The 17,808-nt window shown below is 65.1% G+C and carries 17 protein-coding genes; 5 read left to right on the forward strand and 12 right to left on the reverse strand.

Going from position 1 to position 17,808, the window contains the following annotated elements:
- The first annotated feature begins 14 nt into the window (after positions 1-14).
- From glyS to AC56K1_RS05815, 4 genes are read left to right on the forward strand one after another with little or no spacing between them, the layout of a single operon-like run.
- Complete coding sequence (gene glyS, locus AC56K1_RS05800) at positions 15-2,102, forward strand: glycine--tRNA ligase subunit beta (protein ID WP_497156895.1); 2,088 nt, start codon at positions 15-17, stop codon at positions 2,100-2,102.
- Positions 2,103-2,120: 18 nt separating this feature from the next.
- Positions 2,121-2,675: a D-glycero-beta-D-manno-heptose 1,7-bisphosphate 7-phosphatase gene (gmhB, locus tag AC56K1_RS05805; RefSeq protein WP_497156896.1), complete on the forward strand. Its 555-nt coding sequence runs from the start codon at positions 2,121-2,123 to the stop codon at positions 2,673-2,675.
- Between the two features lie 28 nt (positions 2,676-2,703).
- A complete protein-coding gene (locus AC56K1_RS05810; RefSeq protein WP_497156897.1) occupies positions 2,704-3,444 on the forward strand; it encodes a lysophospholipid acyltransferase family protein in 741 nt (246 codons plus the stop codon).
- Between the two features lie 44 nt (positions 3,445-3,488).
- A complete protein-coding gene (locus tag AC56K1_RS05815) occupies positions 3,489-4,391 on the forward strand; it encodes a M48 family metallopeptidase (protein ID WP_497156898.1) in 903 nt (300 codons plus the stop codon).
- 186 nt (positions 4,392-4,577) lie between these two features.
- Here AC56K1_RS05815 and AC56K1_RS05820 read toward each other — a convergent pair whose 3' ends face one another.
- The 6 genes from AC56K1_RS05820 to AC56K1_RS05845 all read right to left on the reverse strand — a co-directional run bounded on the left by AC56K1_RS05820 (position 4,578) and on the right by AC56K1_RS05845 (position 10,603).
- A complete protein-coding gene (locus tag AC56K1_RS05820; RefSeq protein ID WP_497156899.1) occupies positions 4,578-5,078 on the reverse strand; it encodes a YcxB family protein in 501 nt (166 codons plus the stop codon).
- A gap of 101 nt (positions 5,079-5,179) precedes the next feature.
- Positions 5,180-6,445, reverse strand: a complete 1,266-nt coding sequence (gene waaA, locus AC56K1_RS05825; RefSeq protein ID WP_497157174.1) for a lipid IV(A) 3-deoxy-D-manno-octulosonic acid transferase — start codon at positions 6,443-6,445, stop codon at positions 5,180-5,182.
- On the reverse strand, positions 6,445-7,425 hold the full coding sequence (gene waaC / locus AC56K1_RS05830) for a lipopolysaccharide heptosyltransferase I (RefSeq protein WP_497156900.1): 981 nt from the start codon (positions 7,423-7,425) through the stop codon (positions 6,445-6,447). The genes waaA and waaC overlap by 1 nt, the downstream gene beginning before the upstream one ends.
- Positions 7,426-7,435: 10 nt before the next feature.
- Complete coding sequence (locus AC56K1_RS05835) at positions 7,436-8,818, reverse strand: phosphomannomutase/phosphoglucomutase (protein ID WP_497156901.1); 1,383 nt, start codon at positions 8,816-8,818, stop codon at positions 7,436-7,438.
- 276 nt (positions 8,819-9,094) lie between these two features.
- The gene (locus tag AC56K1_RS05840) at positions 9,095-9,412 is read right to left on the reverse strand and encodes an H-NS histone family protein (RefSeq protein ID WP_171083133.1); all 318 of its coding nucleotides are present in this window, start codon (positions 9,410-9,412) and stop codon (positions 9,095-9,097) included.
- Positions 9,413-9,502: 90 nt separating this feature from the next.
- Positions 9,503-10,603: a glycosyltransferase family 4 protein gene (locus AC56K1_RS05845; RefSeq protein ID WP_497156902.1), complete on the reverse strand. Its 1,101-nt coding sequence runs from the start codon at positions 10,601-10,603 to the stop codon at positions 9,503-9,505.
- 292 nt (positions 10,604-10,895) lie between these two features.
- Here AC56K1_RS05845 and AC56K1_RS05850 point away from each other — a divergent pair, with 292 nt between their 5' ends.
- Positions 10,896-11,753 carry a symmetrical bis(5'-nucleosyl)-tetraphosphatase gene (locus AC56K1_RS05850; RefSeq protein WP_497156903.1) on the forward strand — a complete coding sequence of 286 codons (858 nt, stop codon included), beginning with the start codon at positions 10,896-10,898 and terminating at the stop codon, positions 11,751-11,753.
- Between the two features lie 123 nt (positions 11,754-11,876).
- On the opposite strand, the gene ilvD is transcribed toward AC56K1_RS05850, so the two are convergent.
- From ilvD to ruvX, 6 genes are all read right to left on the reverse strand, one after another.
- Positions 11,877-13,739 carry a dihydroxy-acid dehydratase gene (gene ilvD / locus AC56K1_RS05855; RefSeq protein ID WP_497156904.1) on the reverse strand — a complete coding sequence of 621 codons (1,863 nt, stop codon included), beginning with the start codon at positions 13,737-13,739 and terminating at the stop codon, positions 11,877-11,879.
- 114 nt (positions 13,740-13,853) lie between these two features.
- Positions 13,854-14,585 (reverse strand): lysophospholipid acyltransferase family protein, encoded by a 732-nt coding sequence (locus AC56K1_RS05860; RefSeq protein ID WP_497156905.1) that lies wholly within the window; start codon positions 14,583-14,585, stop codon positions 13,854-13,856.
- 48 nt (positions 14,586-14,633) lie between these two features.
- Positions 14,634-15,914, reverse strand: coding sequence for a dihydroorotase (locus AC56K1_RS05865; RefSeq protein ID WP_497156906.1), 1,281 nt, complete (start codon positions 15,912-15,914; stop codon positions 14,634-14,636).
- Positions 15,911-16,891 (reverse strand): aspartate carbamoyltransferase catalytic subunit, encoded by a 981-nt coding sequence (locus AC56K1_RS05870; protein WP_497156907.1) that lies wholly within the window; start codon positions 16,889-16,891, stop codon positions 15,911-15,913. Before AC56K1_RS05870 ends, AC56K1_RS05865 begins: the two co-directional genes overlap by 4 nt.
- Positions 16,869-17,420: a bifunctional pyr operon transcriptional regulator/uracil phosphoribosyltransferase PyrR gene (gene pyrR, locus AC56K1_RS05875; RefSeq protein WP_497156908.1), complete on the reverse strand. Its 552-nt coding sequence runs from the start codon at positions 17,418-17,420 to the stop codon at positions 16,869-16,871. The genes AC56K1_RS05870 and pyrR overlap by 23 nt, the downstream gene beginning before the upstream one ends.
- Entirely contained in the window at positions 17,407-17,799 is a 393-nt protein-coding gene (gene ruvX, locus AC56K1_RS05880) for a Holliday junction resolvase RuvX (RefSeq protein ID WP_497156909.1), read from the reverse strand. The genes pyrR and ruvX overlap by 14 nt, the downstream gene beginning before the upstream one ends.
- Positions 17,800-17,808 lie beyond the last annotated feature (9 nt).

Here is a 17,808-nt window from a genome sequence, read left to right on the forward strand (position 1 = left end):
GACAAGAACACACCATGAACCAGACTCTCCTCGTCGAAATCCAGACCGAAGAACTGCCTCCGAAAGCCCTCGTCAAACTGGGCACCGCGTTTGCCAACGGTATCGCCAACGGCCTGAAGGCACGCGACTTTTTAGAGCCGGATAGCGTCGTCACGGCCCACGCCACCCCGCGCCGCCTGGCGGTCACGATCACCAAGGTCCGCGCCACCTCGCCCGACAAATCCATGCGCGAGAAGGTACTGCCGGTCTCCGTCGCGCTTGACAAGGACGGCAACCCGAGCGCGCCGCTGGCCAAGAAGCTGGCCGCGCTGGGCTTTCCCGACCTGCAGATCAGCGACCTCGAACGCGCCCAGGACGGCAAGGCCGAATCCTTCTTCTATACCTATACCGCAAGCGGCAGCGCCTTGGCCGCAGGCCTGCAGGACGTGCTGATTGATGCGGTGGCCAAGCTGCCGATCCCGAAGCTCATGAGCTACCAGCGCCCCGACGGCGCCACCGTGCAGTTCGTGCGCCCGGTGCACCTGCTGCTCGCGCTGCATGGCGAGCAGGTGCTGCCATTGACGCTGCTGGGCCTCGAAGCCGGCCGCCACACCATGGGCCACCGCTTCCTGTCGCACGGCCAGGCCATCGCCATCCCGCACGCCGACCACTACGGCGCAGTGCTGGAAAGCGAAGGCAAGGTGATGTCCAGTGCCGAAGGCCGTAAGGAAAGCATCCGCAAGCAGCTGCTCGAAAAAGCCGGCGCCGACCAGGTCCTGATGCCGGAGTCGCTGCTCGAGGAAGTGGCCGCCCTGGTCGAATGGCCGGTCGTGTACGAATGCCGCTTCGAGGACGAATTCCTGGCCGTGCCGCAGGAATGCCTGATCCTGACGATGCAGACCAATCAAAAATATTTTGCGCTGACCGATAGCGCGGGCAAGCTGCGCTCGCGCTTCCTGATCGTGTCGAACATCGCCACCGATGACCCGACCGCGATCGTGGGCGGCAACGAGCGCGTGGTGCGCCCGCGCCTGTCGGACGCCAAGTTCTTCTTCGAGCAGGACAAGAAGAAAACCCTGGAATCGCGCCTGCCGCACCTCGCCAGCGTGGTCTATCACAACAAGCTGGGCACCCAGCTCGACCGTACCGAGCGCGTCACGATCCTGGCGAGCAGCATCGCGCGCCGCCTGGGCCATGACGTGCCGCTGGCCGAACGCGGCGCACGCCTGGCCAAGGCCGACCTGCTGACCGACATGGTGGGCGAGTTCCCCGAGCTGCAAGGCATCATGGGCACCTATTACGCGCGCCACGACGGCGAGCACGAGGAAGTCGCCCTGGCCGCGTCCGAGCACTACCAGCCGCGCTTTGCCGGCGATGCCCTGCCTTCGACCAATACCGGCCTGACCGCCGCGCTGGCCGACAAGCTCGAGACCCTGGTCGGCATCTGGGGCATCGGCCTGCAGCCGACCGGTGAGAAGGATCCGTTCGCACTGCGCCGCCACGCCCTGGGCGTGATGCGCATGCTGGTCGAAAAGCGCCTGCCGCTGTCGATCTCGGAGCTGCTGATTGAGGCCGTGGCCGTGTTCGAAGGCCAAACGGCGTTCAAGGAACCGCGCGGGGAAGTGACCGCCTTCATGCTCGACCGCCTGCGCGGCATGCTGCGCGAGCGCGGCTTCTCGCCGAACGAAGTCGAAGCCGTCCTGGCCCAGAACCCGGACCGCGTCGACGACGTGGTCCAGCGCCTGGAAGCGGTGCAGGCCTTCGCCGCGCTGCCGGAGTCCGCATCGCTGGCTGCCGCCAACAAGCGCATCACCAATATCCTGAAGAAGACCGAAGCCGCCATCGGCGACGTTAAACCGGAGCTGCTGGCGGAGCCGTCCGAGAAGAACCTGGCCGCCGCGATCGCGCGCGTGCGCCCCGAGGTCGATGCGGCCTTTGCGCGCGGCGACTTCACCGGCACGCTCAAGACCCTGGCCCAGCTGCGCGACGACGTGGATGCCTTCTTCAACGATGTCATGGTGATGGCCGACGACCTGGCACTGCGCAATAACCGCCTGGCGCTGTTGTCGCAGCTGCACGGCATGATGAATGGCGTCGCCGATATCTCGAAATTGGCGACGTAAGCTGGTAAGGTACGGGCCATGAAGCTCATCATCCTGGACCGGGACGGGGTCATCAACCACGATTCGCCGGACTTCATCAAGTCGCCGGCGGAATGGATCCCCATTCCCGGCTCGCTCGAAGCAATCGCCCGCCTGAACCAGGCGGGCTACCGGGTCGTCGTGGCCTCGAACCAGTCGGGCATCGCGCGCGAGCTGTTCGACATGCCCACCCTGAACGCCATCCACCAGAAGCTGCACGCCAGTGCGCAGCTGGTGGGCGCCGACATCGACGCCATCTTCTTCTGCCCGCATGCAGCGATCGACAACTGCGACTGCCGCAAGCCCAAGGCCGGCATGTTCGAAGAGATCAGCAAGCGCTTCAAGATGAACCTGAAGGGCGTGCCCACCGTGGGCGACTCGCTGCGCGACCTGCAGGCAGGCTTCATCATGGGCTGCGTGCCCTACCTGGTCCTGACCGGCAAGGGCGAGAAGACCCAGGCTACCGGCGGCCTGCCGCCTGGCACCCAGGTCTTCCCCAACCTGGCCTCGATGGTCACTGCCTTCCTCAAGACCGCGGTACAGCGGCCAGAATAACGAACACCAGAATTTGTCCGGAGACCCTTTGCAAACCTTCACCCTGTTCCTGCGTTCCCTGCTCTTCAAGATCGTCATGATCGTGGCCACCGTCGTGTGGGCCTGCGTGTGCTTCCTGGCCGCGCCACTGCCGTACAACAAGCGCTTCTGGGTGACCTCGCGCTGGAACGTCTTCATGATCTGGTGTGCGAAGGTGATCTGCGGGATCCGCTACGAATTCAAGGGCTACGACAACCTGCCGGACAGCCCGGCCATCGTCCTGTCGAAGCACCAGTCGGCATGGGAAACCATCGCCCTGCTGCCGAACCTCACGCGCCCGCTGGTATTCGTTTTCAAGAAGGAGATCCTGTACATCCCCTTCTTCGGCTGGGCCATGGCGCTGCTGCGCATGATCCCGATCGACCGCAAGCAGGGCAAGAATGCCTTCGCCCACGTGGTCCGGCACGGCAAGCGCCGCCTCGCCGACGGCCAGTGGATCATCATGTTCCCCGAAGGGACTCGCATCCCGGTGGGCCGGAAGGGCAAGTACAAAAGCGGCGGTACCCGGCTCGCTGTCGAAACCCAAACCGTTGTCGTGCCGATCGCGCATAATTCAGGTGAATGCTGGCCGAAGAATTCGTTCATCAAGCGCCCGGGACTCATCACCGTCTCGATCGGCAAACCGATTTCGCCAGACAGTCACACCCCCGAGAGCATGATGCAAGAGGTTGAAAATTGGATAGAATCGGAAATGCGCGTCATTTCGCCCCACGTCTACAAAGGTGGCTGAGCGACGTCAGCGCTCAGATCAGGGATTCGCAGCCGCAGCAAGCGATGACCTCCCCGAAGATCGACGGGCACCAGCTCGAGCTGTTTGCCCAGGAATTCTTCGCCGCGCTCAAGCCGGCGGATAAGCCTGCGCCGCCGGCCCAGCCTTTGTTCAAGGCGCCGCCTCCGGCGCCTCGCAACCTCCTTCCTTCCCCGCCGGTCGCAATGGGCGAGCCGCCGCTCAAGCGCATCGTCCTCGGCGCCCACACCGTCGATTACGCCCTGCGCCGCTCCGCGCGTCGTTCGATCGGCTTCATGATCGACGACGACGGCCTGCGCGTGACCGCACCGCGCCGCTGCGCCCAGGCCGACATCGACAACGCCATCCGCGCCAAGGGCCGCTGGATCATCACCAAGCTACTCGAACGCGGCGAACGCCGGGCAAAGCAAAAGGAACGTCTGCCGGTCGAATGGAAGGACGGCGCGCGCCTGCCCTACCTCGGTGGGGAGATTGTGTTGCGCCTGGAAGAAGCGGCGCGCAGCCACTGCGAATTTGATGCAAGCAGCAACGAACTATGGATCGGCGTGGTGCCGGGGCTGTCGGAGTGGCAGCTCAAGGAACGCGTCAAGCTGTGGTTCCAGGCCGAGTCCAGGCGCCTGTTCGAGGAAAGGCTCGACCACTTCGCGCCGCGCCTCGGCGTGAGCTACAGCGCGTTCGCGCTGTCGTCTGCCGGCACGCGCTGGGGTTCCTGCACGATCGAAGGGAATATCCGCCTGAACTGGCGGCTGGTGCACTATCCGCTGTCGCTGATCGACTACGTGGTGGCGCACGAACTGGCGCACCTGCGCGAGATGAACCACAGCCCGGCCTTCTGGGCCACGGTGGGCGAGGTGTATCCGGATTACGACGGGGCGCGGCTGGCCCTGCGCAAGCGCTCGCATGAGATGCCGGTGTTGTTTACCGACTAGCTCGATCCGTCGGGGAATGGCGCTGCCATTGATGGATTAATGGGATCCGTCGTGACTCGTAGCGTGGGCGGGTTCCCCCCCCACGCGGTGATGGTTAACGCCTGAGTCGACGTATCCGATGATCTTGCCGCTGATTGAACGCGCGGGGTGATCCGGTCCGGTGGACCAGATCACAAGCCGCCCACCCTACAACAGCGAATCCCGCCTCGCCGCCGCCAACGCCTTCATCGCCCCCAGCTGCTCCTCCGACAAACACCGATACGGAATCGGCAGCGTCCCGCGCTTGAGCACCATCATGAACCCGCACGAATAGGTGCGCACTCCCACTACGTCTTCCCATCCGATCAGCGTTACGCCGCCGCTGGTGCGCACGATGCCGTGCTGGTCGATGGTGAATTCGTAGGTGCGGCGGCCGCGCCCGAGCAGGATGAAATGCAGGGCCGCACCCAGGGTGCTCTTGAAGCGCAGGTAGAGGCTGGCTGGCCAGCGGATGCGGCGGCGGCGGATCAGGAAGCCCCCGTGCTGCCACATGAAGCTGAGGTATTCGCCCAGCGTGTAGCGGACGACAAAATGCAGTTCGGATAAGGGAACCGGAAAGGCGGCGGGGTGTGGAACCGGCAGGTCCACAGGACCGTCACTCACGGGCACGTGCAGCAGCTTGTCGTCGGCCTGCTGTTGTACCAGCATGGCGACAGGCTTGTTGCTGTTGACGGGCCTCGGGTGATTAAACGACAACATAACGCATCCCCTAGTGTTATCCGAGCTCGAAACCGGAATGGTAGCAAAACCTACTTGATAAGTTGTCGCAAGAGTTCAACCGTGCGCAGGGTGGCGCCGCGGTGGCGCGCCGCGAACGCGAGCGCATGCGCGCCCATGCGCGAGCGCGCCGCATCGTCTTCCAGCAGGCGGATCGCAGCGGCAACCAGGGCGTCGGCATCCAGCACTCGCAGGGCGGCGCCATCTGCCACCGCCTCGTCGGTCGCCTGGGCGAAATTGAAGGTGTGCGCGCCGACCAGCACCGGTTTGCCAAGTGCGCAAGCTTCGATCAGGTTCTGGCCGCCCAGCGGCATCAAGCTGCCGCCGATGAAGGTGCAGTCGCAGGCGGCGAAATAGGCGAACATCTCGCCCATCGAATCGCCCAGCAGCACCTCGGCATTGTCGATGCCTTGTTCGACCTGCGAACGCCGCTTCAAACGCAAGCCGCGCGCCGCGACCAGCTTCTCGACCTCGTCGAAACGCTGGGGATGGCGCGGCACGATCGCGAGCAGCGCCCTGGCAGGCTTGTCCGCCACGCGCCGCCATGCATCGATGATGAGCGCTTCCTCGCCTTCGCGCGTGCTGGCGCACAGGAATACGGGCCGGGCGCCGATCTGCGCGCGCAGCCAGGCGCCCTTCTCCAGCGCCGCGCCCGGCGGCACCACGTCGAACTTGATGCTGCCGGTAACGGCGACCTGCGGCGCGCCGAGCGAGCGGATGCGTTCGGCGTCGAGTTCGGTCTGCGCCGCGACCAGGGTAATGGCCTCGGCGGCGTCCGTCATCAAGGCGCCCATCTTGCGGCCGCTGCGCAGCGACCGCTCGGACAGGCGCGCGTTGACCAGCGCCACCGGCACGCCGGCCCTCGCGCAACCGGCGATCAAATTCGGCCACACCTCGGTCTCCATCAGGATGCACACGCCTGGTGCAACACGGCGCAGGAAGCGCGCGACCATGAAGCCGGTGTCATAAGGGAGGTAGGACTGGACGACGCGCTCGCCGTGGTGGACGAACAACGAGCGGCCGGTGGCGCGGCCGGTCGGCGTCATGTGGGTGAGCAGGATGCGGGATTCGGGGTAAGCCGCGAGCAGCGCTTCCACCAGCGGTTCGGCGGCGCGGGTTTCACCCACCGACACCGCATGCACCCACAAGGTCGGGCGAGTGGACGGTGCGGCGCCCGGGAACCCGAGGCGCTCGCGCCAGTGCTGGCGGTAGCCCGGCTCCTGGCGCCCGCGCCACCACAGGCGGCCCAGGACGATCGGCAGCGCCAGCCACCAGGCCAGCGAATACAGGGCACGGATCAAGTCGTCTCCAGCAGGCGGCGCGCCGCTGCAATTACTTCCGGCGCGGCAGGAGGCATGCCCAGGTCGCCCAGGTTGACGATGCACTCGGACCAGTTGCCCTCGGTCTTCCACTTCGGCGAGTCGCAATAGAGTTCGACGGTCGGGCGCACGAAGGCGGCGGCAATGTGGGTCAGGCCGGTATCGACGCCGACGGCAAGCCGCGCATGCTGGGCCACGCCGACGGCATCCATCATCGACAGCTTGGGCAGCACGCGTGCATTGGGCAGCGCGGCGGCCAGCGATTGCGCATCGGCCAGTTCGGGTTGCGAGCCCCAGGGCAGCAGCACCGGCATCGGCGCCAGCGCCTGACCGAGCGCGATCCAGTTCTCGCTTGACCACTTCTTGGCGTCGCGCGCGGTACCGTGGAAGAACACGGCATAGTCTTCAAGCGGCAGGAAGGCCGGGCGCAGCGCGGTCTGCGGCGCCGGCAGCCCGAAGTCCGGGGGGGTAGTAACGGAATAGCCCAGCGCGGCGCCGGCCACCATGCGGCCACGCGCAACCGCATGGGTGCGCGGGTCGAGCGGGATGCTGTCGGTGTGGAAGATGCGCGAGATGCCTTCGTAGCCCGAGCCTTCGCTGCCATTGGCCAGGCCCACCTTCTTGCCGCCGCGCCGTACGCGTGCGGCGCCCATGATGATGCCGGTCTTGAGCAGGCCCTGGGTGTCGAAGACATGGTCGTATTCTTCTTCGCGGAGCAGGCGGAAGAAGCCGCGGATCTCGGCGCGCGTCTCTGCCTTGCCGAGGCTCTTGCGCCAGCGGCGCAGCGCCCACGGGATGATCTTGCGTACGTTCGGGTTCAGGCGCACCAGGCTCTGGTAGCCCTCTTCCACCACCCAGTCGATGGTGGCGCCCGGATGGTGGCGCAGGATGTCGGCCACCATCGGCAGGTTGTGCAGCACGTCGCCCAGCGACGACACGCGCACCAGCAGGATCTTCAAGACGGCTCGCTCAGAAAGGCAGCTCGGCGTCCGGCTTGGCGGCCAGGATCACGCGGCGGAACTCGGCCTGGATGCGTGCGAGGGCTTCGGGATTCTCGCCTTCGAAGCGCAGCACCACGACCGGGGTCGTGTTCGACGAGCGGGCCAGGCCGAAGCCGTCCGGGTATTCCACGCGCAGGCCGTCGATGTCATTGACGCGGTCCGAACCGGGGAAAGTGGCGTTGGCGCGCAGGCTGTCGATCAGCGTGAAGTTCTCGCCTTCCTTCAGGTGCAGGTGCAGTTCCGGGGTGCTAGACGCGATCGGCAGGCTGTTGAGGAGCTTCGACGGGTCCTGTTCCTTCGTGAGGATCTCGAGCATGCGCGCGCCGGCGTACAGGCCGTCGTCGAAGCCGTACCAGCGGTCCTTGAAGAAGATGTGGCCGCTCATCTCGCCGCCCAGCGGGGCGCCGGTTTCCTTGAGCTTGGCCTTGACCAGCGAGTGGCCGGTCTTCCACATCAGGGGTTTGCCGCCGTGCTGCTCGATCCATGGACCGAGGTGACGCGTGCACTTGACGTCGTACAGGATCTCGCCGCCCGGGTTGCGCGACAGGACGTCGGCTGCGAACAGCATCATCTGGCGGTCCGGGAAGATGATCTGGCCATCCTTGGTGACGATGCCGAGGCGGTCGCCGTCGCCGTCGAATGCCAGGCCGATTTCGGCATCGGTATCCTGCAAGGCCTTGATGAGGTCTTGCAGGTTTTCCGGATGCGCCGGGTCCGGGTGGTGGTTCGGGAAGGTGCCGTCGACTTCGCAGAACAGCTCGACCACCTCGCAGCCCATGCCGCGGTACAGGTCCGCGGCAAACGCACCGGCCACGCCATTGCCGCAGTCGACCGCGATCTTCATCGGGCGCGAGACCTTGACGTCGCCAATGATGCGCTCGAGGTAGGCGGCGCGGATGTCGTGGGTGCTGTAGCCGCCGCGTTCTGCGGCAATGGCGCCGTCGTAAGCCGCGATGCTGTCGTGCAGGCCGGTGATGGCCTCGCCGTGGATCGCTTCGCCCGCCAGCACCATCTTGAAGCCGTTGTAGTCCGGCGGGTTGTGGCTGCCGGTGACCATGATGCCCGAACGGGTGTCGAGCACATTGGTGCCGAAATAGACCATCGGGGTGGCGACCATACCCAGGTCGATGACGTCCACGCCGGCGTCGCGCAGGCCTTCGCTCAGGGCGGCCGTGAGGGCCGGGCCCGACAGGCGGCCGTCGCGGCCGATCACGACCTTGCGCTCTCCCTTGGCCAGGGCGGCGGCGCCGAAGGCACGGCCGATATGGCGTGCGATGCCTTCGTCCAGCGTTTTATCGATGACGCCGCGAATGTCATAAGCCTTGAAGATCGTTTTGGAGAGAGCAACCATGATGTCCTGGAATGAAGGCGCTGGGCAGCCGCACACGCAATGGCAGGCTGTGACGGCAAGGCGTCGACGCGGGAATGAGTGAAAAGACAATGACCGCTATTGTAGCGGCAAGCTGCGCCCTTTGGGAATCGGGCGGACCGCTTGCTTACGAGCGCCTAACAATTCCCCCATGGCGGCGTTGCATTGTCTCGCCGTACTCGCGTACTGTCTTCGACAATGCGCCTTGCCCTGGGGGTTTGTTAGTCGCTCGTTCTTGGCCGGCAATGCCGGCCGGGATTACACGCGCAGCTTGTCGATCGACTTGCCGCCTTCGACCCATTCCTTGACCCATTTCGGCTGGCGGCCACGGCCGGTCCACTGCTGCGATGCATTATCCGGGTGACGGAAACGCACGGCCACGGAATTACCCTTGGTCGCATTGCTGCGACCGCCGGTTGCCAGCAGGTCCTTGAGGGGCACGCCGACGCTCTGCGCGATTGCCAGGATTTGTTCACGTGCTTTTTGCACTTCCTGCACTTCGCGCTTCTTCATTTCCTGCTTGATTTGCTCTTGCAGGTTGCGCATATCGCCTACGGACATATTAGACAGATCCATCTTCGTTCCCTCGATAGGTAAAGGTTGATACAGAGGTTGATACAAGTACGGCGAAACTCACCAATTGTCGCAATATACTACATTAGTAATTTATTTACCGTCTTTCCTGTGTAAAAAAAGCCAGCGTGGCGACTTAAATCGAACGATACGCGCATATAACCACAGGTAACTGATTATAAACAACAAGCTGAAGAAGATGAGCACGCTTGTGTTTTTCCAGAACACAGTCGCCGGAATCACCGCCATCAGCGAAAACAGCCATAAATAAGGTGAAGTCCGCGCGTTCCGCTTCATCAATGCGCGCGCTTCGCGCGGACCAACCGTCCATTGCACAATACGCCGGAATATTAAACTATGCAGGTGAATGCCGTCCGGCAGTGCTGGGGATTTACCACGTACAAACATGCGGCGGTATGCCGAGAATATGGTTTCGAAAGCCGGATAAATCAGCAGCAGCGCCGCATACCAGGTGGACACCTGCGGATTGCGCATCACCAGCAGCAGCGCCAGCTCGCCCAGCATGAAGCCGATGAAATAGGCACCGCCGTCACCGAGGAAAATCAGGCCGACCGGATAGTTCCAGATCAGGAAACCGGCAGTGGCGCCGGCCACCACCAGCGCCGTCACCAGCACGAACATGTCGTCCACCTGCAGCGCCACGTAGGCCAGTGACATCAGCATGCAAATGCTGACCACGCTGGCCAGGCCATTGAATCCGTCGATGATGTTGACAGCATTGGCGATGCCGGCCACCGCCAGCACGGTGAGCGGCACCACGATCCAATCGAGCTGCAGCGACAGCACGCCCCAGGGTAAATCGAGGCGCACGAGTTTTGCGCCGAGCAGGTAATACGCGAGCAGTGCGGCGACCATCGTGAGCAGCAGCCGGCGCGCCGGCGAGACCTTGCCCGTATAGTCTTCGACGATACCGCCCGCCATGGCAATGCATGCGCATCCGAGCAAAGGCGCGAGCCAGGGACCGAGCGATGGCTGGCGCATCACCGACACCGCGCCGGTGATTACCACCGAGAGATAGATCGGCACGCCGCCAATGCGCGAGACTGCATGGGAATGGAATTTCTGCACGCCGCCATAATCGTTGTCGAGCGCCGCACCATTGCGCTGCGCAAGCTTAATCACAAGCAGGGTCAGCAGCGCGCAAGAGACGAAACTGACAAAAAAGGAGAACATTTATTATTCTTTCGGTGCAATTAGGTGAGTCGTTTCCGCTTCGACCCCTCGGAAAATCCCACGGCACTCTTATCAATGGATGTGGCCTCATTGTACCGGAATAGATGAGCCGCTCCGGCGCGGGAATGGATTCCATCGCGCGCGCTTCGATTCGATCAAATTCGCACGCGGTTTGCCGGCGTAATCGAAGCGCCGTGCACCGCGATATCCGCTGCAGCGGCAGGCGAAATCATTTAGACTCCAAAACACCCAAGGCGCCTGCACGACCGCCGTCATCACAGATAAGAACAACATGAGAACCTACGCCATTGGCGACCTGCAGGGCTGTGCCCACGAAGCCCAACTCCTGATCGAACGCATCCACGAAGACGCACGCGGCCACGGCCAGGCGCAGTCGCGTATTTTATTCGTCGGAGACCTGATCAACCGCGGCCCGGAATCGCTGACCGCGCTGCGCCGCATGAAGGCGCTGGCAGAAGCGAATCCCGGCCGTGTCGAAGCCCTGCTCGGCAACCACGACCTGCACCTGATCGCGGTGGCCGTCGGCGCGCAGCGCGCCAGCCGTTCCGATACGCTCGACGAGATCCTGGCCGCCCCCGACTGCGACGCGCTGATCGACTGGCTGCGCCGCCGCCCGCTGGCGATGTTCGTCGACGCCCACCTGCTGGTGCACGCCGGCGTGGCGCCGCAATGGACCGCGGCGCAAACGATGGAGTTGGCGCACGAAGTCGAAACGACGCTGCGCGGCGATGGCTGGATCGATTTCCTGCGCGAGATGTACGGCAACGAGCCGGATGGGTGGAACGACAGCCTGACGGGGATCGCGCGGCTGCGCTGCATCGTCAATGCCCTCACCCGCATGCGCCTGTGCGCGCCGGATGGGCGCATGGATTTCCTGCACAAGGACATCGAGAGCGGGCCGGAAGGCTCGGGGCTGGTGCCGTGGTTCGATCTGCCGCAGCGCAGGACAAGCGACGTGACGGTGGTGTTCGGGCACTGGTCGGCGCTGGGGCTGGTGCTACGGCCGAACCTGGTGGGACTGGACAGCGGCTGCGTGTGGGGTGGGAAGCTGACGGCGGTGTGCCTGGATGACCGGTCGCTGTTGCAGGTGGATTGTCCGGAGTATCGGGAGCATGGGGGGAAGAAGTAAGGCCAGGTTTTTCGTAGGGTGGACGGCCATTCCACCCACGCGTTCAACCAGCGGGAGCACAGCGGCGCGGGCAGCATTACCGTGATTTGGATGCGCGGGCGGGAGACCCGCCCGCCCTACGGTTTAGCGGCGAAGCTGAGTGATATCCCTTACCGCCCCGCGGTCCGCCGACGTCGTCAACGCCGCATACGCCTGCAGCGCCTGCGACACATACCGCTCGCGCCCCACCGGCATCCAGGCCTCGAGCCCGCGGTCCTCCATCTTCCCGCGCCGGTGCGCCAGCTCCTCGAAACTCACGCGCAAATTGATCGTGCGCGCCGGGATGTCGATATCGATGAGATCCCCCTCCTCCACCAGCCCGATCGCCCCGCCCTCGGCCGCTTCCGGCGAGGCGTGGCCGATCACCAGGCCCGAGGAACCGCCCGAGAAGCGCCCGTCCGTGAACAGCGCGCAGGCTTTACCTAATCCCTTGGACTTGATGTACGAGGTCGGATAGAGCATCTCCTGCATGCCCGGGCCGCCTTTCGGGCCTTCGTAGCGGATGATGACGACGTCGCCGGCATTCACCGTATCGCCCAGGATTGCTTCCACCGCCGCGTCCTGGCTCTCGAACACGCGCGCCTTGCCGGAGAAGACCAGGATGCTCTCGTCCACGCCCGCGGTCTTCACGATGCAGCCCTTCTCGGCGATGTTCCCGTACAGGACCGCCAGGCCGCCGTCCTGCGAATAGGCGTGCTCGCGGTCGCGGATGCAGCCCAGGCTGCGATCGAGGTCGTTGCCGGCGAAGCGTTCGGACTGCGAGAAGGCCACCTGGGTCGGTACGCCGCCCGGCGCGGCGCGGAACAGCTGGTGCACGGCCGGGTCGTCGCTGCGCTTGATGTCGTACTGCTCGATGGCCTCTCCCATCGTGGGGCTGTGCACGGTCGGCAGCGAGGTGTCGAGCAGCCCGGCGCGCGCCAGTTCGCCCAGGATCGAGAAAATGCCGCCGGCGCGGTGCACGTCTTCGATATGGTATTTGTCGGTCATCGGCGCCACCTTGCACAGGCAGGGCACCTTGCGCGAGATGCGGTCGATGTCGGCCATGGTGAATTCCACCTGGGCCTCGTGCGCGGCCGCCAGCAGGTGCAGCACGGTGTTGGTGGATCCGCCCATCGAGACGTCCAGCGCCATCGCGTTCTCGAACGCGGCCTTGCAGGCGATAGAGCGCGGCAGTACCGAGTAATCGTCCTGCTCGTAATGGCGCTTGGCGATGTCCACGATCAGGCGGCCGGCGCGCAGGAACAGCTCCTTGCGATCAAGGTGCGTCGCGACGATGGTGCCGTTGCCCGGCAGCGCAAGCCCCAGCGCCTCGGTCAGGCAGTTCATCGAATTGGCCGTGAACATGCCAGAGCAGGAGCCGCAGGTCGGGCAGGCCGAGCGCTCGATCTCGAGCACGTCCGCATCCGAGACGCTGCTGTCGCCAGCCTTGATCATGGCGTCGATCAGGTCCAGCTTGATGACCTTCTGGCCGTTGTCGACCGTCTTGACCACCTTGCCCGCTTCCATCGGGCCGCCCGAAACGAAGACCACCGGGATGTTCAGGCGCATCGCGGCCATCAGCATGCCCGGCGTGATCTTGTCGCAGTTCGAGATGCACACCATCGCGTCGGCGCAGTGGGCGTTGACCATGTACTCGACCGAGTCGGCGATCAGGTCGCGCGAGGGCAGCGAGTACAGCATGCCGCCGTGGCCCATGGCGATGCCGTCGTCGACCGCGATGGTGTTGAATTCCTTGGCCACGCCGCCGGACGCTTCGATCTCGCGCGCGACCATCTGGCCCAGGTCCTTCAGGTGCACGTGGCCGGGCACGAACTGGGTGAAGGAGTTCACGACCGCAATGATCGGTTTTTCGAAGTCGCCGTCCTTCATGCCGGTGGCGCGCCACAGCGCGCGTGCGCCGGCCATGTTGCGGCCCTGGGTGGTGGTGCGGGAACGATAAACTGGCATGCTGGTCTCCTCGATGCTGGCAATGGTGCAAAGCACCAGCGTGACGCGCTTGCTGTGAGTTGTCCAATATATGATTTATTGCTCTGTGATTCTTTTTATGAATCACAGCTATGGTTAGCGGCGCAGTGCCTCAGCCACGGCGTCATGGGCCGCTTGCGCCAGCTCGCGCCGGTGGGCGCCCGCACCCTCGATCGGCGCCAGCGCCTGCAGGCGCGCCCGTACCGGTTCGCCCTCCAGGATCCGGAACATGCTGTCTACAAACGTGGTGTCGCCGGTGTAGTCGACCGAGGGGTGGCTGCGGCCGGCCGCGTCGACATAGGACAACGCGTAGGGCTGCACGGGGACCTTGGCATCGATGGCGCCCTCGAACAGATTGGCATGGAAGGGCAGCACCTCGCCCTGTTTCGACGTTGTCCCTTCGGGGAAGAAGGCGACCCGCTGGCCTTGCGCCAGCACGCTGACGATGCCCTTGAAGATGTGGCGCAGCTCGCGCCGGTTGCCGCGTGCGATGAACACGGTGCCGGCGGCGGCGGCCAGCCAGCCCAGCACCGGCCAGGCGCGGATCTCGGCCTTGGCCACGAAACGGCAGGGATACAAGGCGTTGATGACGAAGATGTCGAGCCAGGACACGTGGTTGGCGACCACCAGCGCATGCTCGAGTACGGGCGCGCCCGGCGCCATTTCCACGCTCACGCGGCAGATGCCGACCAGTTTGCGCGACCAGCGCCGCGTCAGGCGCTCGCGCACGGCGTTGGAGGCCAGCGGGAAGACGATGGCGCAGGTCGCCAGGCCCGCCACCAGGTGAACCATCACGCGCGCCAGGCGCAGGGCAAGACGGGGCGTCACGATGCAGGGGTCAAGCTTGAAGCGGGCAGCGCCGGCCGCCCGCCCCGCTCAACGCTGGTACGCGACACGGCCGCGCACGATGGTCGCGCGCACCTGCCCGGCCAGGTCGTAACCAAGGAAGGGCGTGTGCTTGCCCTGGCTGGCCAGTGCCTTGCGCTCGACGGTCCAGCGCGCGTCCGGGTCGAACAGCACCACGTCGGCCGCCGCGCCCACCGACAGGGTCCCTGCCGGCAGGCCGGCGATGCGCGCCGCCTCGTACGTGACCTTGCCGAGCGCCCTGGGCAGGACGCTGTCGTCGTGCTGATCTTCGACCCACTTGAGCATCAGGGCCAGCAGCAGTTCCAGCCCGGTTGCGCCGGGCGAGGCTTCGCCGAAGGGCAGCATCTTTTCGTCGTCGTCCACCGGCGTGTGATCCGAGCAGACCGCGTCCACGGTGCCATCCAGCAGGCCGTTCCAGATCGCGTCGCGGTCGCGCTGGCTGCGCAGCGGCGGATCGAAGCGCGCATTCGGGTCGAAGAAGCCGATGTCGGCATCGGTCATGTGCAGGTGGTGCACGCCGACGTCGCAGGTGACCGGCAGGCCTTCCTTCTTGGCCGCTGCGACCAGGGCCAGCCCGGCGCCGGAGGACATGCGGCACAGGTGCACGCGCGCGCCGCTGGCGCGCATCAGCTCGAAGATGGTGTGCAGCGCGATGGTCTCGGCCATCACCGGCACGCCCGACAGTCCCAGGCGCGAGGCCAGTGGTCCGCTGTGGGCCACGCCGCCGCGGCCGATGTGGGCGTCCTGGGGGCGCAGCCAGACGGTGTAGCCGAAGGTTTTCGCGTACTGCATGGCGCGCATCAGCACCGTCGTGTCCAGCACCGGTTCTTCGGCCTGCGAGAAGCCGATGCAGCCGGCTTCGGTCAGCTCAGCCATTTCGGTGAGCGCCTTGCCTTTCAGGCCCATGGTCAGTGCGCCAAGCGGGTGCACGTTGGCCTGGTCCAGGATGCGCGCGCGGTGCTTGAGCATCTCGACCAGGCCCGGCTCGTCCAGCACCGGATCGGTGTCCGGCGGGCAGACCAGGGTGGTCACGCCACCCTGCATCGCCGCCTGCATTTCCGATTCCAGCGTGGCCTTGTATTCGTAGCCCGGCTCGCGCAGGCGCGCCGACAAATCCACCAGGCCGGGCGCGACCACCAGGCCGCTGGCGTCGATGGTGTTATCCGCCACGAAGCCCGGAGGCGGTGCGCCGATGGCGGCAATCACGCCGCCGTCGATGAACAAATCCTGTACTTGGTCAATGCCGTTCGCCGGGTCGATCACGCGCCCGTTCTTGATATGGTGTTTCATCCGTGGGTTCCCGCCAAAATGCTCATCACTGCCATGCGTACCGCAATCCCGAAGGTCACCTGCGGCAGGATCACCGCCTGGCTGCCGTCGGCCACCGCCGAGTCGATCTCGACGCCGCGATTCATCGGCCCCGGGTGCATCACGATCGCGTCCGGCTTGGCCAGCGCCAGGCGCTCCGGGGTCAGGCCGTAGCTCTTGAAGTATTCCTGGGCCGAAGGAAGCAGCGCGCCACTCATGCGCTCGCTCTGCAGGCGCAGCATGATGATGACGTCGACGTCCTTCAGGCCTTCGTTCATGTTGGTGAAGGTGCGCACGCCCATCTGTTCCAGTCCGCCCGGCAGCAGCGTGTGCGGGCCGATCGCGCGCACTTCCGGCACGCCCAGCGTGGTCAGGGCGTGGATATCCGAACGCGCCACGCGGCTGTGCAGGATGTCGCCGACGATCGCCACCCGCAGGTTGGTAAAGTCCTTCTTGTAGTGGCGGATCGTGTACATGTCGAGCAGGCCCTGTGTCGGGTGCGCGTGGCGGCCGTCGCCGGCGTTCACGACGTGCACGTGCGACTGCCCGGTCTCGACCAGGTGCTTGGCGATCAGGTAGGGCGCGCCCGACTGCGAGTGGCGCACCACGAACATGTCGGCGTGCATGGCCGACAGATTGTCGATGGTGTCCAGCAGCGACTCGCCCTTGCTGGCCGACGAGGCCTGGATGTTCAGGTTGATGACGTCGGCCGACAGGCGCTTGGCGGCGATCTCGAAGGTGGTGCGGGTACGGGTGCTGTTCTCGAAGAAGAGATTGAACACGCTCTTGCCGCGCATGAGCGGCACTTTCTTGACCTCGCGGTCGGAAATGCCCACGAAGCTCGACGCGGTGTCGAGGATGTGGTTGACGATGGACTTGGGCAGGCCTTCGATGCTCAGCAGGTGCTGCAGCTCGCCGTTCTTGTTCAGTTGCGGATTATTGTGCAGGATTTTCGGCATGGTCGTCAGGCGAGGCAGGATCTTCTTCAATGGTCAGCGAGAGTTGGCCGGCGTCGCCGCGCTGCAGGCAGAGCGACTGGTTCGCAGGCAGGGTCGTGCGCACGCCCGCGTAGTCGGCAGCCACCGGCAGCTCGCGCCCGCCGCGGTCGGCCAGGGCCGCCAGGCGAATGCAGGCCGGACGGCCATAATCGAACAGCACGTTGATCGCGGCGCGAACGGTGCGGCCGGTTTCCAGCACGTCGTCCACCAGCACGATGGTCGCGCCATCGACCGGGAAGCGGATATGGGTCGGCTTCACGTCGGGATGCAGGCCCTTCTTGGCGTAGTCGTCGCGGTAGAACGAGACGTCGATGGTGCCGAAGCGCCCCAGCAGGTCGAGGTCGCGCGCGAGCCGTTCGGCCAGCCAGGCGCCGCCCGAGTGGATGCCCACGATGGCGGCGTCGGGCACGCCGGCCAGGCCTGCGCGGACCTGGCCCAGCAGCTCGCGGTACAGCGCCTCCGCGTCGTATTCCAGTTTAGATGTTGGCATGGTCGTCAAAGTATTGTTGCAAAATGATGGCAGCCGCCTGGGCGTCGATGATCTCGCCGCGTTTTTGCGGGATGACGGCGGAGGAATAGCGCTCGTCGACGAGGTCGACGGGCAGGCTGAAGCGGCCGTGGAGCTGGTTGGCGAAGCGTCGGGAGCGCATCGTCATGTCGTGCTCGGCGCCGTCGGGATGGCGCGGCTCGCCCACGATGAGGCGGGCCGGCTTCCATTCGTTGATGAGGTCGCCAATGACCTGGAAACGGGTGGCGTTGTCGATGGCCTTGATGACCGTCAACGGTTGCGCCTGTCCAGTCAGGGTGTTGCCCATGGCAATGCCAATCCGCTTCACCCCAAAGTCAAAACCAAAAACAATCTCAACCATTACAGCATT

Source organism: Telluria sp. ZB4P37 (genome assembly GCF_059685855.1).

Coding starts and splice junctions, on each gene's coding strand:
- glyS (WP_497156895.1), top strand. CDS start 15: ATGAACCAGACTCTCCTCGTCGAAATCCAGACCGAAGAACTGCCTCCG.
- gmhB (WP_497156896.1), top strand. CDS start 2,121: ATGAAGCTCATCATCCTGGACCGGGACGGGGTCATCAACCACGATTCG.
- AC56K1_RS05815 (WP_497156898.1), top strand. CDS start 3,489: ATGACCTCCCCGAAGATCGACGGGCACCAGCTCGAGCTGTTTGCCCAG.
- AC56K1_RS05820 (WP_497156899.1), bottom strand. CDS start 5,078: ATGCTGGTACAACAGCAGGCCGACGACAAGCTGCTGCACGTGCCCGTG.
- AC56K1_RS05835 (WP_497156901.1), bottom strand. CDS start 8,818: ATGGTTGCTCTCTCCAAAACGATCTTCAAGGCTTATGACATTCGCGGC.
- AC56K1_RS05840 (WP_171083133.1), bottom strand. CDS start 9,412: ATGGATCTGTCTAATATGTCCGTAGGCGATATGCGCAACCTGCAAGAG.
- AC56K1_RS05845 (WP_497156902.1), bottom strand. CDS start 10,603: ATGTTCTCCTTTTTTGTCAGTTTCGTCTCTTGCGCGCTGCTGACCCTG.
- AC56K1_RS05850 (WP_497156903.1), top strand. CDS start 10,896: ATGAGAACCTACGCCATTGGCGACCTGCAGGGCTGTGCCCACGAAGCC.
- ilvD (WP_497156904.1), bottom strand. CDS start 13,739: ATGCCAGTTTATCGTTCCCGCACCACCACCCAGGGCCGCAACATGGCC.
- AC56K1_RS05865 (WP_497156906.1), bottom strand. CDS start 15,914: ATGAAACACCATATCAAGAACGGGCGCGTGATCGACCCGGCGAACGGC.
- AC56K1_RS05870 (WP_497156907.1), bottom strand. CDS start 16,891: ATGCCGAAAATCCTGCACAATAATCCGCAACTGAACAAGAACGGCGAG.
- pyrR (WP_497156908.1), bottom strand. CDS start 17,420: ATGCCAACATCTAAACTGGAATACGACGCGGAGGCGCTGTACCGCGAG.
- ruvX (WP_497156909.1), bottom strand. CDS start 17,799: ATGGTTGAGATTGTTTTTGGTTTTGACTTTGGGGTGAAGCGGATTGGC.